This window comes from Gelatiniphilus marinus (assembly GCF_042684345.1).
Taxonomy (GTDB): domain Bacteria; phylum Bacteroidota; class Bacteroidia; order Flavobacteriales; family Flavobacteriaceae; genus Gelatiniphilus; species Gelatiniphilus marinus.
Genome location: NZ_JBHULK010000001.1, coordinates 61,634 through 86,741, shown reverse-complemented (window position 1 = coordinate 86,741; position 25,108 = coordinate 61,634). Strand labels below are relative to the sequence as shown.

The following is a 25,108-nucleotide window of genomic DNA, read 5'->3' as shown; positions in this document are numbered from 1 at the left end:
ATTTTTATTAAATAAACTGAAAATAGCACTTTAATAAACAACCTAAGAAAAGTAAGTTATGGAAAATGGCTTTGTAATTTTGGCAATAATAGCACTATTATTTTTAAGTATATATGGTTATACTTATGGTACTATTGCTCTAGAAAAAATTAAAGAAAAGAAAAATGAAAAGCAAAATATGCGGCTTGAAGAAATCCGGCTTGAAGAAAGACAAAGAAGGCAGGCCATAAGGGATGAAAAGCTAAGAAAACAAAATAAAAGACGCGAAGAAATTAAACGTGAGCTTAAGTTACTTGAAGAAAAAAAACTTAACAACGACCACCAGCTAAACACCTTGCGCGTTGAAAAAATGAAACAGAAAAAAGTGAGTTAATTACCCAACCTATTTGCAAATGCAATATATACGGTAGAAAACTCACTACATTCCGGCAAAATCTTATAAAGATTAAAAATTAATCTCACGGCTTAAAGGTTAACGGCCTATATTTATTAACCAATATGCCAGTTCATTAAAAAAAATTAAAAGAGTTTTACCATTTTCGGTAAGCAGGTTCTGCATCTTTAACCATGCTGTTAACCAAATGGTTCTTTTCTAATTCTTGGTGGTTTTTAGAGAACATTTTACTACCACTTTTACAGACTTCCCGTTACAAATACTTAAAACCAATGTATTGCCTTCTATTAGTTGCCCATTATACCAAAATTCTATTTTGCAGTTAAAACACGTATTGTATCGCTAATGGCCAACCTACTAAATTTACAAAAAAGCGAATCGTTTATTGCGGCTTTCTTTTCGTAAATTTTTATAAACTCATCTTTAAAACCTTCAGCGTTGTTTCCTATTTTTAAACTACTTACCAAAAAAAATTCATATTAAAAATACATTTAATTCAACTTATATTTGTATTACAAACACAGTACACTAACTTGCAATAGTTAAAACCAAGCTTACCATAATATCAAGGTCTTAAATAAGCCCTAAATTTGGCAAGCTATAATAAAAAAAACATGGCTAACAAAACTTCAAATACCAATCCGCTTTTATGCGACCCAGAAACGGGAATATGTGAAATTAAAGGTAATAACCCCAGCAATTCAACAGCAAAAATTGTTCAATCCGAATCGAACAAAGTAAAACTGATTTATTTTACAGACCCCATTTGTTCGTCTTGTTGGGGTATTGAGCCGCAATTAAGAAAGCTTAAATTAGAATATGGCAACCACATTGAGATAGAATACCGAATGGGCGGCTTATTACCCGATTGGAATTACAATAGTGGCGGTATTAGTAAACCATCTGATGTTGCTGAACATTGGGATGAAGTAAGCCTGCATTACGATATGCCCATAGATGGCGATTTATGGTTAGAAGATCCGCTTAGCTCGTCTTACCCGCCTTCTATCGCTTTTAAGGCAGCTCAGATTCAAAATCTAGACCAAGCTGTTTTGTTTTTAAGAGCCATGCGCGAAATGCTATTTTTAAAGAAGAAAAACCTAGCTAAATGGGAACATATAGCAACTGCAGCTAAAACCGTAGGGCTAAATGTTGAACAATTAAAAACTGATTTTGAGGGTAAAGCAAAATTATTATTTCAAGAAGATTTAAATGTGGCCAGAGCATTTGGCGTAAGAGGTTTTCCAACTATTTTCTTTTTAGATAAAGCTGGCAATAAAGAAAGGGTTTACGGCTCCAGACCTTATGCGCTTTACGAAGCAGCCATTCTAAAATTTAACCCTACAATTATAAAGAGTGAATACAGCAAAAACTGGGAAGCTCTTTTTTTTAAATATCATACTCTTACCGCAAAAGAATTTTCTGTGCTTTCGGGCACCCCAAGAAAGGAAAGTGAAGATGTTTTGAACAAACTATCTGACAATGAAACATTAGAAAAATTAAGTACAAAAAACGGATCGTTATGGATTATTAAAAATCAATAATATTTAACACATATTAAATCCTTGAGACTAATATTTCATTTATATTTATGAAAGCACTTTTATTAACACTATTTATATCTCTATCTTTCAAGGTATCAGCCCAATCGCTATATGCGCCACGAACAAATACTAAAATAAGTCAAACCACTTCTGAAACTTTTAGCGTTACTTTTAAAAAGTCTATGTATGGTATTGCCTTTAAAACCAACGATAGATTGCTTACCAATAGCTTGAAAACAAAAATAGAGCAATTTATGATCAACACTAACTGCTCTAAATTTAAAGGTTTAGGTGTATTTACCTTAAATATTATTAAACGCAAGGGCAGTTATTTTGTAGTAGAGCAAAAAAAACCAGAAAAACTAATCGAAATCTAGTTAATATCTATTGCCTGTTTACCTGCTCATCGCATTGGCTGCTTTAGCAACTTTAGGGCTATCGGTTAGAAAAACCGTACTAATGCATACACTTAAAGTTAACTACGTCTAAATTTTCAACGTCTATTTATTGCAAAGCAATTTTGATTTTATTGATGTTGTATATAAAAAAAAAGGTTTTCGCTTAGGGCATCGAACAGCTTAAAACCCTAGTTTATTTTTCAGGATTTAAAGCCTCCCCAAACTTATAAAAATTCTTGATCGGGGTTTTGTTGAAGTTCTTCAGCTTACTTTCCATTTTATTTGGTGGCTGTATTTAGTTTTTACTGCGCTTGGTTTGCTTGTTATTAAACAGCTTATCGACAAGCTCTAGCACCAACTCAAATTTGATTTATTACCCAAATCGTTATTTTTTTATCTTTGTTAAAAGCATTAACCCGAAACGCTCACTGTTTAACAAAGCGTTTTACCGTTGGGGTTAATCTTTTAAAAAAGGTTATCATGTGGTGGGTAATGATTTTTGAAACCAAGGATTTTAAAAGTTATTGTCGGTTGCACCGAACCCACCGTAACCTTTTGCTTTTTATTTTTAGTCGTTTTCTGTATGATGCTCATTCCCAAATTTGTTGCATTATTTATAGCATCTGTTGTCGGAAAATTTTGAATAAATGTATATGAACCAAAATTAATAGTAAGTAAAACTACTGCATAACCACATTGCTGTACTTTGCATTAACCACAATGGTTTTGTTGGTTTCGGTGGTATTGGTTGTAAACGAAGATATATTATTACCAGTAGGCTTTTCGGGGTGCTTAAAGCGTGTTCGCGTTCCTTTGTACTGCAAATTATGCTTTACTTTTGGAAGCATTATAACGGCATCGCTGTTTTGAAGAATAACATTTAAGTTGGTAAAAGCATCATCAATTTTTAAAATTTTCAGGTCGCCAATGCTACCATCGATAATGGCACTACCCAATAAGTTTTGTATTTCGATGTTTGAAGAATTAGAGGTTAATACCAATTGCTTTACATGATTTAACTGGGCATTTTCAACGTATTTTAAATTGAGCTCTCCCAAATTCCAATGTGTAACGTAAACCGGAGAATAAGAAGCATTAATAGAAGTAGAACTTCCATTAATACTGTGTGCTGTAAATTTGGTATGTGATAAGTTTGCCTTTAAATTATCGATATTAGCCGCGAATTCTATTTCGCCATGCCTCACATTAACTTTTAATTTAGCGTCTTTTGGCATTTTAATCTTAATGGTTTTTTTGACTTTAGAATTTGATTTTTTGTTAACCATTTTTTCGATTAAAACACGTCGTTCGTCAGATAATTTTTTGCGCTCTTTAGCATTTCTTTTGTGCGCTTCTGCCCTTTCTTTGTGCGCTTTGGCTTGTTCTTTTGTGCGTGCTTTATGGGCTTCAACGCGGGCGGTTTGCACTTTCATGCGTTCGGTAAAGCTTTTGCCCCAGGCTTCCATTTTTTTAGCGTATGCCTCATTGTCCCATTTGCCTTCAAACTTTTCAGCCCATTCTTCCATTTGTTCGGCGTATTTTTCGCTCCATTGCTTCCCGAATTTTTCGCCCCAAGCTTTCATTTTCTCCTCGTAATCCTTACCAAACTTTTTTTCAAAATTTTTGGTGTATTCTTCCATATATTTTTCGCCATCCTTTTTATAGGCTTTATAATCAAAATGGAATTGGTTAACGCCTTCGGGTAATTCAGGCAGCTGCGGCAGTTTGGGCAACTCAGGCAGTTCTGGTAATTCGGGTAGTTCTGGGAAATTAGGCATCTCAAAATGGAAAACCATTTCTGGCATATCTGCCAATTCATATTTCAATTCTCTCAAAACGGCATAGGGTTCATCATTTTCTTTATCAATTTTATATGCCCAAACAAATGGTTCTGAATTGTTTTTTGTGGCTATTGAAACCTGCCCTGGCGAACCTTCAACATTTACGACCCAGTCTTTTAAAACGGCCTGTAATTCTTCTTTGCTTAAATCGTCGCTTTCAATATAGGCTTCAATTTCCACGGTGCCTTTGTTCCAAGTATCGAATACAATATTGCAATGGCTTGTGTTTAAATCGATGGTAACATTTTTATCGACTTTAATAGATTGCGATACTTTAGTTAGTTTTTGCTGAGCCAATAAACCGCTCGAAATAAAAAACACTAAAGCAAATTGTTTTATTTTTATGATTGTTCTGTTCATTTTTTTGATTTTTTAGATAGTGTCTGTTTTCCAATGAGCCACTATACAGATAGTTTTTCTTCTTCAAGATTATTATCAGAAGTTTGTAATTCGTTTAATTGCGATCGTAAACGATGTAAAAGATTTAAACGGAATTTTAAATTATCGATCAATGCATTTACCGTTAACTCGCTGGGACCGGACTCGGTCAATTCTATTGATAGGCGTTGGTATTCTTTATCCAATTCATCCAACTGCAATAAATACCCATCAAAAATGGCTTTGGTATCTGGCGTATATTTCATTTTAGAGAGCTCTAAATTTATGCTTGCCAAGTAGTAATCTTCAACCTTTTTTAAACCTGGAGACACATCACCCAATGTTTTAATTTCAGCAGGATTAGTGGTTGCTACTTCAATAGGTTTTTCTGGCTGCAAATGGTGGTACGTACCAAAACCCAACCCTAAAAGCAGCACAACACCAGCGGCTATTTGAACCCAATTAAAACGAGGCTTTCGTTTTTTGGGCAATGCTTTATCCAACTTTTTAAGAAATCTAGTTTGATGATTCTCAGGCATCTTTTCATTCAAAGCCTTATCATCTTTAAACAACTCTCTAATATCTCGTGCCATTTTTTTTAAGTGTTAACAGTTCTTGTAATTTTGCTTTACCTCTAAATAACTGTGTACGCGATGCCACTTCGGTAATATTTAAAATCTCCGAAATTTCCTGATGGTCGTAACCCTCAATCAAATACAGCATTACCACATATTGGTATTTATCGGGTAAATTATTAATAGCCTTTTTTACATCGTTTAATGTAATGGCATCTTCAACCAACCATTTGTCATCATAATCAGCTTCTACAACTTTTAGGTGCACCTCGTCTAATTTCACAAGTTTTTGCTTTTTAGACTTTAAGAAATCAATGCTTTTATTAACAACAATACGTTTTAACCACGCGCCAAAAGTAACCTCGGCCTTGTATTGGTGCAGTTTAGAAAACGCTTTAATAAAAGCTTCCTGCACCACATCTTCGGCATCATTAGCATCCTTTAAAAACCGGTTAGCAACAATATACATACCGTCGCAGTACTGGTTGTATAACTGCAATTGCGCTTTCCTGTTGTTTTGTTTACATTGTTCAATAATGTCAACTTTAAACATGCTAATTGTACTTTTGGTTCCATCCCACATAATATATTAGAAAATCTATTACGTTTTAAAATTACTTTAAAACATAGCACTTCAGTACTTTTTATTGCAATTTCAAACTTTATCACGACATACTAATACATCATGTGGTTTCAGTTAGTTCATTTTAAAAGACGACAAAAAAAGTAAGCTGTTGCAAAAAACATACATTCTTTCAAAAAAAAAAAAAAAAGACCTAAAAGCAGAAACTAATCCATTATAGATTCATTTTTTTTCAATTAAACTACAGCTTTAAAATCAATCTATTTACATTTTATATTATTATTTTAGTACAAAATTTTAAACTATGACAAAAAAGAGCATTCTTAATAAAAAATCTATGGATTTTTTAGAGAAATATTTAAACAACGCCGCTCCAACAGGTTACGAGTGGACCGGACAAAAAATTTGGATGGATTACCTAAAACCGTATGTAGATGAATTTATTACAGATACCTATGGGACTGCAGTTGGGGTAATAAACCCCGAAGCTAAATACAAGGTAGTTATAGAAGGGCATGCCGATGAAATTTCGTGGTATGTTAACTACATTAGCGACAACGGCTTAATTTATGTCATTAGAAATGGCGGAAGCGACCATCAAATTGCACCGAGTAAAGTGGTTAATATCCATACTAAAAGCGGAATTGTAAAAGGCGTTTTTGGCTGGCCAGCGATACACACGCGCGACAAATCTAAAGAGGAAGCGCCAAAACCAGAAAATATTTTTATTGATTGCGGTTGCAAAACTAAAGAAGAAGTCGAGAAATTAGGGGTTCATGTAGGTTGTGTGATTACTTACCCAGATGAATTTCACATTTTAAACAAAGACAATTTTGTGTGTCGTGCTTTAGACAACAGAATGGGTGGTTTTATGATTGCCGAAGTAGCGCGATTACTTAAAGAAAACAAAAAAGAACTGCCTTTTGGATTGTACATCACCAACTCCGTTCAAGAGGAGATTGGCTTACGCGGTGCAGAAATGATTACCCACACCATTAAACCAAACGTGGCTATTGTTACCGATGTAACCCACGATACCACAACCCCAATGATTGAAATGAAAAAAGAAGGGCATTTGGAATTAGGCAAAGGGCCTGTAATCGCTTATGCCCCGGCGGTACAACAAAAATTACGCGATTTAATTACAGATACTGCTGAAGCTAAAAAGATTCCCTTCCAACGTTCGGCCCTATCGAGAGCGACAGGAACAGATACCGATGCCTTTGCTTATAGTAATGGCGGTGTAGCCTCGGCTTTAATCTCATTGCCATTACGCTACATGCATACCACGGTTGAAATGGTGCATAAAGAAGATGTTGAAAACGTTATTAAACTCATTTACGAAACCTTACTTAATATAAAGAGCGGCGAAACGTTTAGCTATTTTGAATAAAACCAATACAGAAAGCACCATTTAAACGTGGTGCTTTTTTATTATCATTAGGGCGTTACCACAAGGGTCGGGCTTTCCGCTATATCTTTTTTTTACGTCATAGCGAGGAGCAAGCGACTTAACTATCTTTTAAATTTTAGTTCTAAGCTAGGTATGGTTTTAGCTTTAAAAAAAGGATGAGCCTGTCCTGAGCGGAGTCGAAGGGCATCAATCCCTAACGCAACCCAGCATACCCATTAAAACATGCTCAATAAAAACCAACAACATGGACGAAATTATTGATATTGTAACTTCCAACGGTAACCCAACGGGCAAATCTGCACCCAAATCAATTGTCCACCAAAAAGGCTATTACCATAACACGGCACATGTGTGGTTCTACACAACAAATGGCAAAATTTTACTATCGCAACGCTCGTCTAAAAAAATACTTTACCCCTTACTTTGGGATGTTTCTGTAGCCGGCCATATAGATGCCGGCGAAACCATTAAACAAGGCGCTATTAGAGAAATTAAAGAAGAAATAGGTTTAGAGGTTTCTGAAGATGATTTGAATAAAATTGGGATTTTTAATTGTTTTAAATCCTACGATAATGGTATTTTAGATAACGAATTTCATCATACCTTTATTTCCAATTTAAAAGTCTCACTATCTCAATTAACCATTCAAGCTGAAGAAGTTGAAGCCCTAAAACTAGTCTCAACAAACAACTTCAAACAGCTTTTAAATACTATTGGTAACAACAACAATCATTTTGTAGCTTCAAATAAATCGTATTACGAAACTGTGCTTCACCATATTGAGCAGGCCATGACAAGAAAATAAAAAAAACAATAAGCCAGTCCGTCTCATAGACTCAAACATTCATAAAAAATCACTAGTGTCCGTTTAAAATATTATAATGCTATCAATTCTTTTAAAATTAAGAACTTTGCACGTTTTTTAAAATGTCACCTTACTTATTTGAAATAATTATTAAGATTTAAAGGAACTATTTTGTTAATTTAAAGTACTTCTGTTTATCAGTTAGTTAGAATCAAGTCTTGGTTCTTATGTCTATTAGCGAAGCGGTCTTATGTCTTTTGTCGAACATTAATGATAGAAAATAATAAAGCGTTTTATAATGCTTATATTTACATGAAAACAATTTCATAAACTTATGAGTCAAACTTTCAAAACCAACGTTAATGCTACTTTCGATTTTGAAATTAATAAAGATGCTGTTTCCAATCTTGACGTCATTCAAATTTCAGACTCCAAACAACATGTTATTCATCAAAATACTTCCTATCATATAGAAATTCTGGAGTCAGATTTCAATAACAAATTCTACCAAATAAAAGTAAATAACACGCTTTATGAGGTTTCTATTTTTAATGATTTGGATATTTTAATAAACGACATGGGGTTTTCTGTAAGCGCCTCTAAACAAGTAAATTTTATAAAAGCTCCAATGCCTGGCTTGATTTTAGACTTACGTGCTCAAGTAAATCAAGAAGTCAAAGAAAATGACACTTTAATCATTCTTGAAGCCATGAAAATGGAGAATATGATCACTTCACCACGAGATGGTATTATCAAATCTATTGCCGTGAAACAGGGTGATGCCGTAGAAAAAAATCAATTATTAATTGAGTTTGAATAGCCAAGAAAATAATTTGAAAATATTCTAAATAAACCTTAAAAATTATGGGGAGATTTCGGCCTTCGAGGAAATGAAAAAAACACATTCTAAATGAAAAAAATACTAGTAGCAAACCGTGGCGAAATTGCCATGAGGGTAATGAAAACAGCTCAAAAAATGGGTATAAGAACTGTTGGGGTTTATTCTTCGGCCGACAGAAATGCCCCTCATGTTAAGTTTGCCGATCAAGCAGTTTGGATTGGCGAATCGCCCTCCAATCAATCGTATCTAAGAGCTGATAAAATTATAGAAGTCGCCAAACAATTCGGCGTAGATGCCATACACCCAGGCTATGGTTTTTTAAGTGAAAATGCCGATTTTGCTGAATTATGTGAAAAAAACAACATTATTTTCATTGGGCCCAAATCAAAAGCCATAAAAATCATGGGCAGTAAATTAGCGGCCAAAGAAACCGTAAAACATTACAATATTCCCATGGTTCCTGGTATTGACGAAGCCATTACCGATGTTAAAAAGGCCAAAAGCATTGCCAAAGAAATAGGCTATCCCATTTTAATAAAGGCCTCTGCTGGTGGCGGCGGAAAAGGCATGCGTGTGGTAGAAAAAGAAAGCGATATAGAATCGCAAATGCGTCGCGCTATAAGCGAGGCGACATCGGCCTTTGGCGATGGTGCTGTTTTTATAGAAAAGTACATTGCTTCTCCGAGACACATAGAAATTCAGGTCGTGGCCGATAGCCATGGTAAGGTTTTACATTTTTTCGAGCGGGAATGCAGCATCCAAAGACGGCACCAAAAAGTGGTGGAAGAAGCACCTTCGTCAATTTTAACCCCGCAATTGAGAGCAGAAATGGGCGAAGCAGCCGTTAAAGTAGCGCAATCTTGTGCGTATTTAAACGCTGGAACAGTCGAGTTTTTATTAGATGAACATGGTAATTTCTATTTCCTTGAAATGAATACTAGACTGCAAGTAGAACATCCTATAACCGAATTAATTTGTGGTGTAGATTTGGTCGAACTTCAAATTAAAGTTGCTCGTGGCGAAGCGCTTAAACTAAATCAAGAAGATTTAAAAATTAACGGTCACGCGATAGAATTACGTGTTTATGCTGAAGATCCTTTAAACGATTTTTTACCAAGTGTAGGCACTCTAGAAACATATCAGTTACCTTTCGGGCAACATATTCGTGTGGATAACGGTTTTGAAGAAGGTATGAAAGTCCCAATATATTACGATCCCATGCTTGCCAAACTAATTACGTATGGAAAAACCCGGGAAGAAGCGATTCAACTCATGATACATGCCATTGAAAATTTCCATGTTGAAGGCGTAAAAACAACCCTTCCATTTGGTAAATATGTTTGTGAACACGAGGCCTTTCGTTCGGGGAATTTCGACACGCATTTTGTGAAAAATTATTATGCTCCTGAAGCTTTACGAAATAAAACCAAAAATGAAGCTAAAATAGCTTCTACCTTAGCACTCAAACAATATTTAAAAGATCAAAAACAACTTCGTTTACCACATAATTAGAAATTAATTGACATTTCTGCTAAAACGGAAATCCATCGTAAAAACCTTGCATACAGATGAAATCTAAAATAGACATCTTAAACGAAAAACTAAATTTAGCACATTTAGGAGGTGGCCAAAAACGTATTGATAAACAGCACGCCAAAAAAAAATTAACCGCTAGAGAACGGGTAAACTATTTAATGGATGAAGGCTCTTTTGAAGAAATTGGAGCCTTAGTAACCCATAGAACTACCGATTTTGGAATGGAAAACGAAGTCTATTATGGCGATGGCGTAGTAACAGGTTACGGCACTGTAAATGGCAGACTAATATATATTTATGCCCAAGACTTTACCGTGTTTGGTGGCGCATTATCTGAAACACACGCCGAAAAAATTTGTAAAATCATGGATTTAGCTGTTAAAGTTGGTGCGCCTATTATTGGTCTTAACGATTCTGGTGGCGCTCGTATTCAAGAAGGTGTACGTTCTTTAGGGGGTTATGCCGATATTTTTTTTAGAAATGTACAAACCTCTGGAGTGGTTCCGCAAATTTCTGCCATTATGGGCCCCTGTGCAGGCGGTGCTGTGTATTCTCCAGCCATGACAGATTTTACACTTATGGTAGAAGACACTAGTTACATGTTTGTAACTGGCCCAAATGTTGTAAAAACAGTAACTAATGAAACCGTAACGAGCGAAGAGTTAGGTGGCGCACATACCCACGCTTCTAAATCTGGCGTGGCTCATAAAACGTCGGCCAATGATATTGAATGTTTAGAAGACATTAAAAAACTACTAAGCTATTTACCACAAAACAATACCGCTAAACCAAATGCATTAGAGTTTAAATTGGGTGAAGAAACACGAGAAGTCTTATCGAATATCGTACCAGACAACCCCAACAAACCATACGACATGCAGGCTGTGATTTCAGGTATTATTGATGACCATTCCTTTTACGAGATCCATAAAGATTATGCCGAAAATATTATTGTTGGTTTTGCTCGTTTAGCCGGAAGAAGTATTGGTATCGTAGCCAATCAACCTCAATTTTTAGCAGGCGTTTTAGATGTAAAAAGCTCTAAAAAAGCAGCCCGTTTTACTCGTTTTTGCGATTGTTTTAATATTCCTTTACTCGTTTTAGTTGATGTTCCTGGGTTTTTACCGGGTACAGACCAAGAATGGAATGGTATTATTGTACACGGCGCAAAATTACTATATGCGTTAAGTGAAGCTACCGTACCAAGAGTAACGGTTATTACGAGAAAAGCTTACGGTGGTGCGTATGATGTTATGAACTCCAAACACATTGGCGCCGATTTTAATTTCGCATGGCCAGGTGCAGAAATTGCAGTTATGGGAGCGAAAGGCGCAAGTGAAATTATTTTTAAAAAGGAAATCGCTAATGCCGATAATCCTATTAAAAAGCTTGCTGAAAAAGAAGCCGAATATGCCGAGAAATTTGCAAACCCCTACCGCGCTGCACAACGTGGTTTTATTGATGAAGTTATTTTGCCCAAAAACACCAGACGCAAATTAATAAAAGCCTTCGCGATGTTAGAAAACAAAAAAGTGGAAACGCCTAAACGAAAACATGGCAACATTCCGCTTTAAAACAATACCTAAAAGTCTAAGCAAATTCTATACGATTCTAAAATATAATGAATGGCAATAATTATCAACGCTATAGTTTCTGCCCAAAATAATGAAATGAGACTGCCGTTGCTAAAAAAAGCTATGCCCAATACAATAATAGATATTAGGGCTAAAATTCTACTTTTCCATGTGTCTTCAGGGTCATGTAAAAAAAAGATAACAACGGCACTACCAACAAAAAACAGTAGTGCAAAAGCTAAATGAAAGTACTGAGAAATGGGTTTATCGTAATGAAATATAGCGATGCCAAAAAGTGAAATTCCAAAAACAATATTGTACCATTTCCCCATCTGTTTTTTATTGTAAACCGAATCGCTTAAAGTGGGTAACGATTTAAGTTGCGGCATTCGTTTTTCGTCGTTTTCAACTTTAAAATACAGAGCGCCATTAAGTAGGAATGTCATGCCTGCTATCCCAAATAAGAGTCCGTAAACATGGCTGTTTTCCATATCAACATAAGCACTAATACTAGGTTTAATCTCGCCATCCACTAAAAACAGGATCAAGGGAATAAACATGCATATAAAAGTGATGATGATTTCTACGATTAAAAACATCCTATCATCGGCAGTATATCGTTCTTGAATTCTAAAGCGCATATTTTTCTATTTATAGCACAACTAAAATTAAGCAATTAAATTTTAAAAGAAATGATTTGTACCCAGTATCTTTAGTGAACACGAATTAAAAATATTGTATAACCGCAATTAGTAATAATATAGCATAAGGTAATGCTGAACGCGTTTCAGCATCTCATTATTATTTAACATACAGTTACTCGCTTTATGTGGCCCTGCAAAAAGTTTTGGTTGACAAACCAATTTAAGTTACATTACAGACAATCATTAAAAAATAATTTTGATGAAAAAAAGATAAGAAGTCTTAATTAAAATAGTTTCCCGTTTTCAGTTTAAATCTTGCAGGCTTTTTTTTTAATGCCTTAATATGGCATCATAAAACCCAAATCATTTTAAAAACAAACTTGCATTCAATGTTCTAACGCAACAAAGCCTGGTTAAATTTTACAACTTGTGCGTTGTACATAAAGGCAGCTTGCCAACGCTTAAAACGTGCATCAAAGGTATCGGTAAAGACAAGATATTGACATTTTCCTATACTTTCGGGGGTACGTGTTACTTGGGCAAAATTACTATTTCTAAATAAAAAATCGGCATCTTCAACAATACACATTTGCAACTTGTTTAAATTAATTCCGTTAAGATAAAATAGTTTATTCAAGCGTTTTGGTGTGGCTATTACAATATCTGTGCCTTCATAAATATTGTCTCGTTGTATATCGATATCATGTTCGTCGTAAGCACAAAATACCCTTAAATCGGTTCCGCGCTTAAAGGCGTTAAACTCTAACTCTAAATTTAAAGCGGCTTGTTTATCTTTCACAAAAATTAAAGCTCTTGGTGCATCTTCTTTGGCGTATTTCAATTTCTGAATCACACTAATAATCAGGCTTGTGGTTTTACCGCTGCTTTCTGGCGCAATTACAAATAAACTTGCACCACTTTTTATTTTAGATAAAATTTGTTTTTGGAGAGGCAAAGGTTCTTTAAATCCTTTGTGATTAATGGCATCTGCTAAAGGTTCAATTAATTTTTTAAAAGACATAAACGGTTTTCTTTAAGCCACAAAGGTAAGTTTTTAAATACCTATGGGTATTAGCACATAATTGATTTTTAGAAAATAATTAGTTTACTTTTGCCCCATGCTAAACAATAACGCTTTTAAGTTTGAATTTGTGGCTTTAATGGCATCGTTAATGTCTATTGTAGCACTATCTATTGATGCCTTATTGCCTGCATTATCTGAAATTGGAAAAGATTTGGGTGTTAAAAATCCTGCAGACAATCAATTACTTATTACTATGATTTTTTTGGGGTTGGGTTTTGGACAGCTTCTTTTTGGACCATTATCTGACAGCTTTGGGAGAAAACCCATAGTTTTTATTGGATTTATAGTATTTATTATAGCAAGCATTATTTGCGTAACCACCAATAGTTTTGAAATGATGATAATAGGGCGCATACTACAGGGCGTGGGGTTATCGTCTCCAAGAAGTTTAACTATGTCTATGATAAGAGATTCTTACAGCGGTAATTATATGGCAAAAATAATATCGATTGTAGTGATGTTTTTTATACTGGTTCCTGTGGTTGCCCCAACTTTGGGTCAGTTTTTAATCGGGCTTTACAACTGGGAATCGGTGTTTTATTTCAACTTACTATTTGGTGTTTTAATAATGATTTGGTTTTGGCTGCGGCAACCCGAAACATTAGCAAAACAAAAACGCATAAAATTTACAAGTCACCTTTTTATTGACGGTACAAAAGAATTTTTTAAGCATAAAGATGCCGTTGCGTTTACCCTTATATCTGGTTTTATAACAGGCTCTTTTATGGTGTATTTAAGTACATCGCAACAAATTTTCCAAGAGCAATATAATTTAGCGGAAATGTTTCCTTATATTTTTGCAAGTTTAGCGATTTCTGTAGGTTTAGCAACGTTTTTAAACAGCCGTTTTGTAGTTAAATTTGGCATGATGAAAATTGCTTACGTAGCGTGTATTGCTTATGCTATTATTTCGGTTTTATATGTGGTTTTGTTTTCGTCTGGTGAAAATCCCGGTATTGTCGTTTTGCTTAGCTTTTTTGCTTTGCAGTTTTTTGCAGTTGGCTTTTTATTCGGAAATTTAAGAGCCTTAGCCATGCAACCTCTTGGGCATATTGCCGGAATTGGCGCTGCAATTAACGGTTTTATTTCTACAGTAATGGCTGTACCTATTGCAAACTATATTGGTAATTTTGTATCTAACTCGGTACTGCCTTTGTTTATTGGTTTTTCGGTTTTTGGAATTTTATCGGTTTTGGTTTTTATAATTGTAAAAAGAAAAATAAGTTTCGCAAATGCTTGAATAAAAAATTTGTTTTAAACATATTTGATAAATTTGATCGCCAAAAATATGAAGCTCCTTATATTGGCATAAAAAACAACACACATTAGTTTAAAATGAAAAATTCTATAGCAGAACGTGTTCGCGATTTTTTAAAGATTTATCCGCCCTTCGATTTATTGAATGCAAAAAAACTTCTTGATATTGCCAAAGAAGTAGTTATTATTTATCTGGAAAAAGGCGATGTGCTATTTAAAGAAGGTGCCAATTTCAACAATCATTTTTATATGGTTAGAGACGGTGCCATAAGTTTAACCAATGCCAATAAGAACGATCAAGAAATTGTATCAATAAGTGATACAGGAGATATATTTGGAGTAAGGCCATTGGTTGCCCAAGAAAACTATAAACTTACCGCTTCTGCTCACGAAGAATCTATTGTATATGGCATACCCATAGGCAGTTTTCAACAAGCAGCCGAAAACAACTCTAAAGTTTATAAATATTTAATAACCGCCTTTGCCACCAATGCTTACGATGCTTATACCACCAAAGAAACTCAGCAAATTTTTATAGATTACCTACCTAATAATTCGCAGGACATTGCTAATTTTCAAACTGCCAATTACACAAAAAAACCCATAACCTGTTCTACCAGTTCATCCTTAAAAAATGCCGCTTTAAAAATGAGCAAAAACAAAATCGGGTATATTATTGTTATTGACGACACCAAAAAACCAGTTGGCATCATTACAAATAGCGATATAAAAAACAAAATTGCAACAGGATTATTTCCTATTGATACGGCTGTAACCCATATTATGACTTCGCCAGTAATAACAAGTAAAAAAGACTTAACCGTTGCCGATGCGCAGTTACAAATGATAAAGCATAATGTTGCCCATTTATGCATTACCAAAGACGGCACGGTAAATTCCAGACTTGTTGGAGTATTAACAAATCACGATATATTGGTATCATTAGGCAACAACCCTTCGGCTATTTTAAAAGAAATAATTAGGGCAAAACGTACTAAGAAATTACGTAGCATACGATTAAAAGCAAATACTTTACTAAAAAACTATTTAGAGCAAAACATCCCCATTTCACATATTATAACGGTAATCTCAAAAATTAACGATGCCATTACGGTTAGGGCTATAGAAATTGCTTTGCCAAAAATGCCAACGCCTCCGCCAGTTAAATTTTCTTGGTTAGCCACAGGAAGTCAAGGCAGAAAAGAACAACTGCTTTTTACAGATCAAGACAATGCTTTGGTTTTTGAAGATGTGCCCAAAGCGCAATACAAGGAAACCCAAGCTTACTTTTTAGAGCTATCAAAACACATTACAAAATCTTTGAACAAAATAGGATTTGAGTACTGCGAAGCAGATATGATGGCAAGCAATGAAGCGTGGTGCAAATCTATTTCTGAATGGAAAAACCAATTTAAAGATTGGATTTTAAAACCCGATGAAAAAGCCGTTTTACTATCCTCTATCTTTTTTGATTATAATTTGGTTTATGGCAGCCAAAAACTAATAGACCAATTAACAAACACCATTTACAATACCCTGGAAAACAGTGTATCGTTTAACAAGTTATTAGCACAAGATGCAGTAAAAAGCCCTTCCCCTTTAGGGTTTTTCAAACAATTTTTGGTAGAAAAAAATGGCGACCAAAAAGACCTGTTCAATATAAAAAACAGAGGGCTTATGCCTTTAATTGATGCCGCTAGGGTACTTGCTTTAAGCAAACAAATTAAGGGCATTAACAACACCTTTGAGCGTTACGAAAAGTTAGCCGAAATAGAACCCAACAACAAAGAGCTTTACGAATCTTGCTCGTACGCCTTTAAAGCGCTTACAAAGTTTAAAACAAAACAAGGGCTGCGACATAATACCTCTGGGAAATTTATTGATTTGGAAACACTAACCAAAGAAGAAAAACTTAAACTAAAACGTTGCTTTAAACCTATTGATGAAATTCAAAAAACACTGATTCTTAGGTTCGATTTAAAAACCTTACCAATATGAAACTGCAATGGTTTAAACGCAAAAAAAGAAACTATCCCGATTTTTGGTTGCGCTACCTAGAGGCCTTCAACAGCAATAAAAAAGAAACCATAGAAACCACCAGATTTGTAGCCTTTGATACCGAAACTACAGGGTTTGACAGGAAAAAAGACAGAATTCTATCTATTGGAGCGGTTTCTATTTTAAATAAGTCTATTAAAGTAAAAAAAAGCTACGAAGTGTATTTAAAGCAAGATGTTTTTAGTCGAAAAACCGTTGAAATACACGGCATATTAAAAACAGGAGCACTAGAAAAAATTGACGAACTGGAGGCCATTACCTCTTTCTTAGATTATATTAAAGATGCGGTTTTAGTTGCGCACCATGCCAATTTTGATAAAAACATGGTAAACGAGATGCTGTTAAGACATGGTTTGGGGAAATTAAAAAACCAATTTATAGATACGGGGTATTTATTCAGTAAATCGAAGCATATTATATATCGAGAAAATCTAAAAGACCACTACACACTTGACGATTTGTGCACAGAACTAAATGTACCTATAACAGACAGGCATACCGCTAGTGGCGACGCCCTTATAACCGCCGTTGTCTTTTTAAAGATATTAGCGCGTTTAAACAAAAGAAAGCAGCTAAATTGGGATTATCTTTTAAATAACCGATAATCAATAATACCATAACCCTTCCTTTAGTGTTTAAATTAGTAATAACAGCATGCTTTTTCATTTAAATAAACCCATAAATTAATTGTTATTTATAGTTTATTGGTTTTTAATCGGGCTTTATATGCCGCCAATTCTTTTATCACTTTTGGAGCGAGTATTATAGTCGATAACATAGTAGGTATGGCCATTAAAGCGAATACGCCATCAATTAGGTTAATCATCATATCCAAAGTTGTTGTTGCCCCCAAAATAATACTGGCGATATAAAAATAATTGTAATAATGTTTTTTATCGGCACCAATTAAAAACGATAAACATTTAGATCCGTAATATGAAAAAGAAAACAACGAAGAGATACTAAACACCGCAATACAAACCAATAACAAATACTTACCAAATCCGGGTATGGCTTTGCCAAAGGCAGAGGCTGTTAAACTCACCCCATTATTGGCTGTGGTTTCCCAAACGCCTGTAACCAAAATGGCTAGAGCGGTAAGCGTACAAACAATTAAGGTGTCTATTGCCGGCCCCAACATAGCAACTAAACCTTCGCGCACAGGCTCATCGGTTTTTGCGGCACCGTGCGCTAAAGGCGCTGTACCAATACCAGCTTCGTTTGAAAAAGCACCACGTTTAATTCCCAATAAAATCAATCCGCCAACAACACCACCAAAAAAAGCATCGCCTTTAAAGTTATTGGCCGCAAAAGCATCGGTAAAAATCATGGCAAAATATTTTGGAACCTCTTCAATATTTACAACCAAAATAATCATAACAGAAACAAAATAAAGCAATACCATAGATGGCACGAGTTTAGCTGCTGTTTTACTAATACGCCCAATGCCACCAAGAATAACAACGGCTGTAATGCTAACCAGCACCAAGCCAATAATTAGGTTAGAGGCAAATCCAACTTCAACTCCGTTGGGCTTGAGCAAGATATCGTTTATAGCTTGCGTAAGCTGGTTTACATTAAAAACTGGTAAAGCACCAACTAAACCACAAACGCTAAACATAATAGCTAAAGGTTTCCAAGATTTACCCAAGCCTTCCATAATAAAATACATGGGGCCACCTTGTAGCTCGCCATTACTATCTTTCCCTCTAAACATAATGGCCAATGTAGAAGTGAAAAATTTAGTGGACATACCCACAACGGCACTTACCCACATCCAAAAAACAGCTCCGGGACCACCAATTGAAATAGCCACGGCAACACCAGCAATATTGCCCATACCTATAGTTGAAGAAAGCGCCGTAGTTAATGCTTGAAAATGGCTTATTTGCCCCGGATCGTTCGGGTCGTCGTACCTACCGCGAAGCACTTGTACCGCATGCCCAATTAAACGAAATGTTGCAAACCTAGACCGAATTAACAAGTATAATCCGCCACCAATAAGAAGCACGAGCAAGGGCAACCCCCACATGGCACTAGAAAAATCGGCAGTAAACTGTTTAAGTTGTTCCATAAAAATGAGTTAGTTTATGTTATAAATGTATTAAAGATGCGTGAAACTATTAAAATTGTTTATACTTTAATAACAATATGCCATAAAATCAATTGAAATAAAATTACTTTAATACAAATTACCAACCATTAGTACAACGTTTTAATGGCTTTAAATGAATTTTTAGCAGACAGAATCAGGCTATCTTTAAAAAAAAACAAGTGGTTTTTCAGAAATAAAATTAATGGGCGGTCTGTGCATTAAAACCCATAACAAAAGCAAGCAAGAAGAAAAAGCAATTCAATTTTTAAGTTTTATATTTGCTAAAAAAATTGCTACCAACCAGATTATGCACAAAAACCTTACTGTAATTTTACTCATCTTAGTTGCATGCCCATTTGTTTTGGCTCAAAACCCTCAAATTCTAATTACCGGAAAAGTTTTAGAAAGCAACAACAACCTTCCTATAGAATACGCCACCATAGCCGTATTAGACAACAGTACCAAAACCCCTTTAACTGGCGCCATAACATCGCTAGACGGTACATTTGCCTTTTATACCAAGGATACCGATTTTTATATTGAAGTTAGTTTTATGGGTTTTAAAACAAGGACTTTCAAAGATTTTGAAATTAAAGAAAACACTATTAATCTAAAAACCATTGTATTAACCGAAGACAATTTAGCTTTAGGCGAAGTTGTGGTTCGTGCCGAAAAATCACAAATGGAATTTAAATTAGATAAGCGTGTGTTTAATGTAGGTACAGATTTAAGTTCTACAGGAGCTAGCTCTTTAGAAGTTTTAAATAACATACCCTCTGTAAATGTGAATATTGAGGGCGAAATAAGTTTAAGAGGCAGCCAAGGTGTGCAAATACTTATTAACGGCAAACCCTCTGTTCTTGCTAGTGCAGATGGTAATGCCTTAGGGAGTATTACCGCAGATATGATTGATAAAATAGAGGTTATTACCAACCCTTCTGCAAAATACGATGCCGAGGGTACTTCGGGTATTATAAACATAATATTAAAAAAATCTGAAAAACGCGGCATAAATGGGTCGGCGACTTTAAATATTGGGGTTCCTAATAGCAATAGCTTTGGTTTGAGCGTAAACAAGCGTACCGAAAAATTCAATCTGTTTAGCCAATTAGGGTTTGGCATTCGTACCTATCCAGATGAGCGTAAATCCATCAATCAAGATTTAATAAACAACACGACCATAAATAGCTTTGGCGAAAGTGAATTTGATGAAAAATTTGCAAACATCCTTATTGGTGCCGATTATCATATAAACAGCAACAACGTTTTAACGCTCTCGGGCTCTTATGCTTACGAGGTTGAAGACCAATGGTCTGAAACCAATTTCAATCAAACAAACGCCTCAAATACCACGACCAACAGTTGGCTTCGCGATGAAAAAACAGAAGCAGACAACCCAAAACTTCGTTACGAATTACAATACAAAAAAGACTTTAAAAGGCACAAAGAACAAAGTTTATTGTTTAGTGCTTTAGGAAGTTCTTTTAGAAAAGATCAATTTTCAGATTTCGATAACACTTTTATTTTAGGTAGTAATGAAGATTTTAAACAAAAAACAAGAACCGATTATGCTTTAGAAGATTACACCTTCAAGTTAGATTATACCCATCCTTTTTTAGATAAATACACCATAGAAACAGGCTCGCAATATGTTATTAATAGCGTATCAAACGATTTTGCAGTAAGCAATTTATTTAATAATGAATGGGTTAACAACCCAGATTTAACCAATGTATTCGATTTTAACCAAAAGGTTTTAGGCCTTTACACTACGGCCGCTTACGAAGGCGATATTTGGGGACTTAAAATTGGGGTAAGGTTAGAGCACACCAACCTTAACACTTTACTGAGAACCACCAACGAAAGCAACCAAAACAACTATGCTAACCTGTTTCCAAGCATTCATACATCATTTAAGTTAAACGCTAGTTTTTCGTTACAGGCCGGATATTCAAAAAGAATCAGGCGACCCGGGCTCAGGGAGCTAAATCCGTTTTCAAACATCCGAAACAACTTTAGCATCTCTAAAGGCAATCCAGATTTAAAACCAGAATACACAGATTCTTACGAGATTACAAGCATACATAAAATTGGCAAGGCCTCATTAAATTTTAGTTTGTATAACCGCTATACCGTTGATGTTGTTGAGCGTATTTCAACATTTAATAATAACATAAGCACCTCAAGACCAGAAAATGTGGGCACAAATACAACCACAGGTTTTGAAGCCAACGGAAAATACGCACCATCAAATTGGTTTTCTGTACAAGGCGATTTTAATATCAACTATTTTTCCAGAAATGGTTTTTTTGAAACTACCTCATTCAATTTTAAAGGTAATCAATGGGCCAGCAGCTTAACCACTAAATTTAAACTTCCTGCCGATTTTGATATAGAAATATCTGCAGATTATAGGTCCAAATACAAAACCGTGCAAACTGTAATTGCAGATAACCTATTTGCAGATTTAGGTTTAAGAAAAAAAATCCTTAAAGGAAAAGTTATTTTAAATTTAAGTATTCGCGATGTTTTTGCTTCCAGAATAAACCAAACCACCACCACACAACCAGACTTTTATTTGTTTAATAGCAGAAAACGCGGGCGCTTTGTAAACTTTGGTATTAGTTATGGTTTTGGCAAAGGAGAAGCCATGGAGTTTTCTGGCCAAAGAAGACGTTAAACCAACCTAAAAAAACCCAAACAATTAAATTACCTTTGCATCCCGTCGCAATAATTACCGGGAGACATCGGGACTTAAACAAAACTGCATGCGTATAGATATTATAACCGTTTTACCAGAATTACTTAAAAGTCCGTTTGAAGCTTCTATTTTAAAACGCGCTATTAATGCGGGCTTGGTTGAAGTTCATTTTCATAACCTACGCGATTATACCACAGATAATTATAAAACCATCGACGACACCCAATTTGGTGGTGGCGCAGGTATGGTAATGATGATAGAACCCATCGACAAATGCATTGCCGCCTTAAAAAAAGAACGCAAATACGACGAGGTTATTTACATGACACCCGATGGCGAAACCCTAAAACAAGGCATTGCCAACCAACTCTCGCTAAAAGAAAACATTATTATTTTATGCGGCCATTATAAAGGTGTGGACCAACGGGTGCGCGACCATTTTATAACCCGCGAAATATCCATTGGCGACTATGTGCTTTCTGGTGGCGAATTGGGTGCCGCTGTACTTTGCGATGCTGTAATTAGGTTAATCCCTGGGGTTTTGGGCAATGAGACTTCTGCCCTAACCGATTCGTTTCAAGACAATTTATTAGCGCCGCCCATTTATACAAAACCACGAGACTATAAAGGATGGAAAGTTCCAGAATTACTCTTCGGCGGCAATTTACCAGAAATTGAAAAATGGCGCGAAGAACAAGCCTATTTACGCACCAAAGAACGCCGACCCGACTTATTAAATGATTAAACAATTATGGAAAACGTAGATGCTTTACAAATGCAATTTGCTATAACTGGTTTAATTAATGGTTTAATCCATTTAATTATTCTAATAGCTTCAATACTTATAGTTGTAAAAAACAAATCGGTAGCAGCAATACTTTTACTTATTGGCAGCCTATTAGTTAGCATGGGGTTTGCAGGTGGTTTTATTTATAACGTTTTGGCAGCACAAAAAGGACCTGAAGCTATAGTAAACGCACAAGTAACGCTTAGTTTTTTTAATGCGTTTTCTTTTTTGGTTTTTGGTATTGGGTTGTTTTTATTGGCTTTAAATTATTATAAGAAAAAGTAATTATTTTTACGTGATAACAGTAACAAAAAAGGTACTATATCCTGATTTATTTATAAGATATCGGCAGTAAAAGTTACGATATAAGAAATTAAACAACATTTGAAAAAAACATTCGGAATATTATTTACAATTTCCCTTTTGTTGTTTAGTTGCACTAAATCAACAGTTAATTCTGATCGAAAAAGTGACCTAACAAACTATAACTTTAATAGTAAAATACAGTCTGTAAAATCTGATCTTTTTAATCTAATTGTTGAAAAAGACACTTTTAAAATTGGAGAAAAAATAAATTCACTCGCACTTGACCGTAATTCACTAATTGAATTTAATAGGCTTGGAAATCTGAATTCAACAAAAGAGTTTCTTTATAACGGAAAAGTAATCGAAGAAAATATTTACACATACGATAAAAATGACCTTTTAGTTAAAAGAAAAGAAATTGACAATTATGGAAAAGGCTCTTTTTTAAATTACGAGTTTAATTACGATTCCAAAGATAGTATCACTAAAATTATAATATCCAACGATGAATTTAAGCGAATTGATAAAATTGAGCGAGACGAAAAAAATCGACCAATTAAAAGAGAAATTATTCAAAATGACACTATTCATTTGACTTACAGTTTCGAATATGACAAAAACAACAATCTGATTTCAGAAAGCGAATTTAAATACGGAAACGTTCCTGTAAAATTAATAGAGAGAAGTTTTAATAATCAAAACCTTAAAGAAAAAGAAAAGGTTATCGAGTATAGAACTTGGGACACAATCAGAATAGAAAACAAATACTTTTACGATAAGAACCATAAATTAATTGTTGAGAAATTCAACATAGAAAATGACTCAATCTTCGACGAAATAATAAATGAGTATCACGAAAATGGAAAACTAAAACAATCTACTTCTAATCTTGGAGGAAATAAATTCGCTCTTATTGAGAAAACAATATTTAATGAAAAAGGAGATTTGATTCAAAAAACAGTCAAGACAAGTGATGGAAAAACCGATGACGTTTGGAGTTATAAATTTAAATACGATTCTAATAATAATTGGATCGAAAAGACTGAATTTAAAAACAATAAACCATTAAAAATAGTAAAACGAAAAATTGAATATTATGAATAAATACATTGCCTAACGTATATAACAAATATAATAACACTTAATTTTTTACGAAAAGCTTTTTAGAATTACTGAAGCCGTGTTAAGGATTGAACGGCATGTTTGAAATCCTTTTTGCATTTTTCAGCAAAAAGATTGAGTAGTGAAAGCCTGACTTTTTGCTTTTACAAAACATAAAATGATTACTAAATTTTAAGCAAAAAGGAACACCCCAAAAAAAGCAATTATTAATTGTGCATTGTTAATTATTAATTATCTTTGCACCCAATTTCGGGTTAACCTCTGGCGAAAATCGTGAATGTTGTTCTGAATTAACTATAATTAAATTTAAAGATATGGAATCTTTATTAAAATTTGTTCAAGACGAGTTTGTAACAAAAAAGAACTTTCCAGAGTTTTCAGCTGGAGATACAATTACAGTATTTTATGAAATTAGAGAGGGCGAAAAAGTTCGTACCCAGTTTTTTAGAGGTGTTGTAATTCAAAGAAGAGGTTCTGGTACTTCAGAAACTTTTACAATCAGAAAAATGTCTGGCACTATTGGTGTAGAGCGTATCTTCCCAATTAATTTACCAGCATTGCAAAAAATTGAAGTTAACAAACGTGGTGCTGTTCGCAGAGCAAGAATCTACTACTTTAGAGGGCTTACAGGTAAGAAAGCCAGAATTAAAGAACGTAGAAACTAATACTACCTGCTTCGTAAATTCTATTAAAGCTCTAACAATATGTTGGGGCTTTTTATTGTACTTATTTTTGGTTGCTTGTTTAAAACTAAGTTGTTAAGCGCTTCCGCGCATTGTTGTTATCATAGCAGGCTGCTTATTAAACAAGATTTTATCAACAAATGTTAATAAGTGCGGTTTATAAATGGTTGATATCTAATTGCTTAAAAAAATTGTTTTTTTATAATCTAGTTGTATATTAGCAACAGACAATAATAACGACCTTGGTTTGGTTTCGTAATTAAAAACGAATTTATATTTAAGTCTATAACAAAAACGTTCTTAAACATATAATTGTTTTTTTAGGTTTGTATGTACCGCGCCCAAGCGTTTGTGAGCAACAAACCCTGACGCTGTAAAAAGTCCCAGATGCTCAAGCAGATGGAATCTAGTACAGCCGAAAGCTTGAAAAAGTAGCCGTTAACGAAAGTTAAGGCTATAAATAAGGCAATGTCTAGGTTTTACCAAAC

22 protein-coding genes are annotated in these 25,108 nt (G+C 34.6%); 16 read left to right on the top strand and 6 right to left on the bottom strand.

Annotated features, from left to right (window positions below; all coding sequences use genetic code 11):
- The first annotated feature begins 58 nt into the window (after positions 1-58).
- The 3 genes from ACFSQS_RS00380 (at position 59) to ACFSQS_RS00370 (ending at position 2,315) form a co-directional block, all read left to right on the top strand.
- A complete protein-coding gene (locus ACFSQS_RS00380; protein WP_388012353.1) occupies positions 59-373 on the top strand; it encodes a hypothetical protein in 315 nt (104 codons plus the stop codon).
- A gap of 635 nt (positions 374-1,008) precedes the next feature.
- Positions 1,009-1,938, top strand: a complete 930-nt coding sequence (locus tag ACFSQS_RS00375) for a ClpXP adapter SpxH family protein (protein WP_388012350.1) — start codon at positions 1,009-1,011, stop codon at positions 1,936-1,938.
- A gap of 47 nt (positions 1,939-1,985) precedes the next feature.
- A complete protein-coding gene (locus ACFSQS_RS00370) occupies positions 1,986-2,315 on the top strand; it encodes a hypothetical protein (RefSeq protein WP_388012347.1) in 330 nt (109 codons plus the stop codon).
- Between the two features lie 701 nt (positions 2,316-3,016).
- Here ACFSQS_RS00370 and ACFSQS_RS00365 read toward each other — a convergent pair.
- Genes ACFSQS_RS00365 through ACFSQS_RS00355 form a run of 3 tightly spaced genes read right to left on the bottom strand, consistent with a single transcriptional unit; the run spans position 3,017 to position 5,683 of the window.
- Entirely contained in the window at positions 3,017-4,537 is a 1,521-nt protein-coding gene (locus ACFSQS_RS00365; protein ID WP_388012344.1) for a hypothetical protein, read from the bottom strand.
- Positions 4,538-4,578: 41 nt separating this feature from the next.
- A complete protein-coding gene (locus ACFSQS_RS00360) occupies positions 4,579-5,148 on the bottom strand; it encodes a hypothetical protein (RefSeq protein ID WP_388012341.1) in 570 nt (189 codons plus the stop codon).
- Positions 5,132-5,683, bottom strand: a complete 552-nt coding sequence (locus tag ACFSQS_RS00355; protein WP_388012338.1) for an RNA polymerase sigma factor — start codon at positions 5,681-5,683, stop codon at positions 5,132-5,134. Before ACFSQS_RS00355 ends, ACFSQS_RS00360 begins: the two co-directional genes overlap by 17 nt.
- 334 nt (positions 5,684-6,017) lie before the next feature.
- On the opposite strand from ACFSQS_RS00355, the gene ACFSQS_RS00350 reads away from it, so the two are divergent.
- The 5 genes from ACFSQS_RS00350 (at position 6,018) to ACFSQS_RS00330 (ending at position 11,883) form a co-directional block, all read left to right on the top strand.
- A complete protein-coding gene (locus tag ACFSQS_RS00350) occupies positions 6,018-7,106 on the top strand; it encodes a M42 family metallopeptidase (protein ID WP_388012335.1) in 1,089 nt (362 codons plus the stop codon).
- Between the two features lie 265 nt (positions 7,107-7,371).
- Positions 7,372-7,932, top strand: coding sequence for an NUDIX hydrolase (locus tag ACFSQS_RS00345; RefSeq protein ID WP_388012332.1), 561 nt, complete (start codon positions 7,372-7,374; stop codon positions 7,930-7,932).
- 334 nt (positions 7,933-8,266) lie between these two features.
- Positions 8,267-8,752 (top strand): acetyl-CoA carboxylase biotin carboxyl carrier protein subunit, encoded by a 486-nt coding sequence (locus tag ACFSQS_RS00340; RefSeq protein ID WP_388012329.1) that lies wholly within the window; start codon positions 8,267-8,269, stop codon positions 8,750-8,752.
- 90 nt (positions 8,753-8,842) lie between these two features.
- Positions 8,843-10,285, top strand: a complete 1,443-nt coding sequence (gene accC, locus ACFSQS_RS00335; protein WP_388012326.1) for an acetyl-CoA carboxylase biotin carboxylase subunit — start codon at positions 8,843-8,845, stop codon at positions 10,283-10,285.
- A 56-nt stretch (positions 10,286-10,341) separates the two neighbouring features.
- A complete protein-coding gene (locus ACFSQS_RS00330) occupies positions 10,342-11,883 on the top strand; it encodes an acyl-CoA carboxylase subunit beta (RefSeq protein WP_388012323.1) in 1,542 nt (513 codons plus the stop codon).
- 8 nt (positions 11,884-11,891) lie between these two features.
- Here the strand turns inward: ACFSQS_RS00330 and ACFSQS_RS00325 are convergent, their stop codons facing one another.
- Both ACFSQS_RS00325 and ACFSQS_RS00320 read right to left on the bottom strand, forming a co-directional pair.
- Complete coding sequence (locus tag ACFSQS_RS00325; RefSeq protein WP_388012320.1) at positions 11,892-12,524, bottom strand: DUF7103 family protein; 633 nt, start codon at positions 12,522-12,524, stop codon at positions 11,892-11,894.
- A gap of 397 nt (positions 12,525-12,921) precedes the next feature.
- Positions 12,922-13,548: a DEAD/DEAH box helicase gene (locus ACFSQS_RS00320; protein WP_388012317.1), complete on the bottom strand. Its 627-nt coding sequence runs from the start codon at positions 13,546-13,548 to the stop codon at positions 12,922-12,924.
- Positions 13,549-13,645: 97 nt separating this feature from the next.
- Between ACFSQS_RS00320 and ACFSQS_RS00315 the strand changes: the two genes are divergently transcribed.
- The 3 genes from ACFSQS_RS00315 to ACFSQS_RS00305 all read left to right on the top strand — a co-directional run bounded on the left by ACFSQS_RS00315 (position 13,646) and on the right by ACFSQS_RS00305 (position 17,531).
- Positions 13,646-14,851 (top strand): multidrug effflux MFS transporter, encoded by a 1,206-nt coding sequence (locus ACFSQS_RS00315; RefSeq protein WP_388012314.1) that lies wholly within the window; start codon positions 13,646-13,648, stop codon positions 14,849-14,851.
- Positions 14,852-14,946: 95 nt separating this feature from the next.
- The gene (locus ACFSQS_RS00310; RefSeq protein WP_388012311.1) at positions 14,947-16,866 is read left to right on the top strand and encodes a DUF294 nucleotidyltransferase-like domain-containing protein; all 1,920 of its coding nucleotides are present in this window, start codon (positions 14,947-14,949) and stop codon (positions 16,864-16,866) included.
- On the top strand, positions 16,863-17,531 hold the full coding sequence (locus ACFSQS_RS00305) for a 3'-5' exonuclease (protein WP_388012308.1): 669 nt from the start codon (positions 16,863-16,865) through the stop codon (positions 17,529-17,531). Before ACFSQS_RS00310 ends, ACFSQS_RS00305 begins: the two co-directional genes overlap by 4 nt.
- An 89-nt stretch (positions 17,532-17,620) precedes the next feature.
- Here the strand turns inward: ACFSQS_RS00305 and ACFSQS_RS00300 are convergent, their stop codons facing one another.
- Positions 17,621-19,000 carry an alanine/glycine:cation symporter family protein gene (locus tag ACFSQS_RS00300; protein ID WP_388012305.1) on the bottom strand — a complete coding sequence of 460 codons (1,380 nt, stop codon included), beginning with the start codon at positions 18,998-19,000 and terminating at the stop codon, positions 17,621-17,623.
- A 223-nt stretch (positions 19,001-19,223) separates the two neighbouring features.
- Here ACFSQS_RS00300 and ACFSQS_RS00295 point away from each other — a divergent pair, with 223 nt between their 5' ends.
- The 5 genes from ACFSQS_RS00295 to rplS all read left to right on the top strand — a co-directional run bounded on the left by ACFSQS_RS00295 (position 19,224) and on the right by rplS (position 24,602).
- On the top strand, positions 19,224-21,701 hold the full coding sequence (locus ACFSQS_RS00295) for a TonB-dependent receptor domain-containing protein (RefSeq protein ID WP_388012302.1): 2,478 nt from the start codon (positions 19,224-19,226) through the stop codon (positions 21,699-21,701).
- 88 nt (positions 21,702-21,789) lie between these two features.
- Complete coding sequence (gene trmD / locus ACFSQS_RS00290) at positions 21,790-22,467, top strand: tRNA (guanosine(37)-N1)-methyltransferase TrmD (protein ID WP_388012299.1); 678 nt, start codon at positions 21,790-21,792, stop codon at positions 22,465-22,467.
- A 6-nt stretch (positions 22,468-22,473) separates the two neighbouring features.
- Positions 22,474-22,794, top strand: a complete 321-nt coding sequence (locus tag ACFSQS_RS00285) for a hypothetical protein (RefSeq protein ID WP_388012295.1) — start codon at positions 22,474-22,476, stop codon at positions 22,792-22,794.
- 99 nt (positions 22,795-22,893) lie between these two features.
- A complete protein-coding gene (locus tag ACFSQS_RS00280; RefSeq protein ID WP_388012292.1) occupies positions 22,894-23,919 on the top strand; it encodes a hypothetical protein in 1,026 nt (341 codons plus the stop codon).
- A gap of 332 nt (positions 23,920-24,251) precedes the next feature.
- Positions 24,252-24,602, top strand: coding sequence for a 50S ribosomal protein L19 (gene rplS, locus ACFSQS_RS00275; RefSeq protein ID WP_388012289.1), 351 nt, complete (start codon positions 24,252-24,254; stop codon positions 24,600-24,602).
- Positions 24,603-25,108: the final 506 nt, after the last annotated feature.

Bases quoted from the DNA above. Each gene is read 5' to 3' on its own strand.
- ACFSQS_RS00370 (WP_388012347.1), top strand. From the start codon at position 1,986: ATGAAAGCACTTTTATTAACACTATTTATATCTCTATCTTTCAAGGTA.
- ACFSQS_RS00320 (WP_388012317.1), bottom strand. From the start codon at position 13,548: ATGTCTTTTAAAAAATTAATTGAACCTTTAGCAGATGCCATTAATCAC.
- ACFSQS_RS00305 (WP_388012308.1), top strand. From the start codon at position 16,863: ATGAAACTGCAATGGTTTAAACGCAAAAAAAGAAACTATCCCGATTTT.
- accC (WP_388012326.1), top strand. From the start codon at position 8,843: ATGAAAAAAATACTAGTAGCAAACCGTGGCGAAATTGCCATGAGGGTA.
- ACFSQS_RS00350 (WP_388012335.1), top strand. From the start codon at position 6,018: ATGACAAAAAAGAGCATTCTTAATAAAAAATCTATGGATTTTTTAGAG.
- trmD (WP_388012299.1), top strand. From the start codon at position 21,790: ATGCGTATAGATATTATAACCGTTTTACCAGAATTACTTAAAAGTCCG.
- ACFSQS_RS00330 (WP_388012323.1), top strand. From the start codon at position 10,342: ATGAAATCTAAAATAGACATCTTAAACGAAAAACTAAATTTAGCACAT.
- ACFSQS_RS00355 (WP_388012338.1), bottom strand. From the start codon at position 5,683: ATGTTTAAAGTTGACATTATTGAACAATGTAAACAAAACAACAGGAAA.
- ACFSQS_RS00285 (WP_388012295.1), top strand. From the start codon at position 22,474: ATGGAAAACGTAGATGCTTTACAAATGCAATTTGCTATAACTGGTTTA.
- ACFSQS_RS00295 (WP_388012302.1), top strand. From the start codon at position 19,224: ATGGGCGGTCTGTGCATTAAAACCCATAACAAAAGCAAGCAAGAAGAA.
- ACFSQS_RS00360 (WP_388012341.1), bottom strand. From the start codon at position 5,148: ATGGCACGAGATATTAGAGAGTTGTTTAAAGATGATAAGGCTTTGAAT.
- ACFSQS_RS00340 (WP_388012329.1), top strand. From the start codon at position 8,267: ATGAGTCAAACTTTCAAAACCAACGTTAATGCTACTTTCGATTTTGAA.
- ACFSQS_RS00310 (WP_388012311.1), top strand. From the start codon at position 14,947: ATGAAAAATTCTATAGCAGAACGTGTTCGCGATTTTTTAAAGATTTAT.
- ACFSQS_RS00315 (WP_388012314.1), top strand. From the start codon at position 13,646: ATGCTAAACAATAACGCTTTTAAGTTTGAATTTGTGGCTTTAATGGCA.
- ACFSQS_RS00380 (WP_388012353.1), top strand. From the start codon at position 59: ATGGAAAATGGCTTTGTAATTTTGGCAATAATAGCACTATTATTTTTA.
- ACFSQS_RS00300 (WP_388012305.1), bottom strand. From the start codon at position 19,000: ATGGAACAACTTAAACAGTTTACTGCCGATTTTTCTAGTGCCATGTGG.
- ACFSQS_RS00345 (WP_388012332.1), top strand. From the start codon at position 7,372: ATGGACGAAATTATTGATATTGTAACTTCCAACGGTAACCCAACGGGC.
- ACFSQS_RS00325 (WP_388012320.1), bottom strand. From the start codon at position 12,524: ATGCGCTTTAGAATTCAAGAACGATATACTGCCGATGATAGGATGTTT.
- ACFSQS_RS00375 (WP_388012350.1), top strand. From the start codon at position 1,009: ATGGCTAACAAAACTTCAAATACCAATCCGCTTTTATGCGACCCAGAA.
- rplS (WP_388012289.1), top strand. From the start codon at position 24,252: ATGGAATCTTTATTAAAATTTGTTCAAGACGAGTTTGTAACAAAAAAG.
- ACFSQS_RS00365 (WP_388012344.1), bottom strand. From the start codon at position 4,537: ATGAACAGAACAATCATAAAAATAAAACAATTTGCTTTAGTGTTTTTT.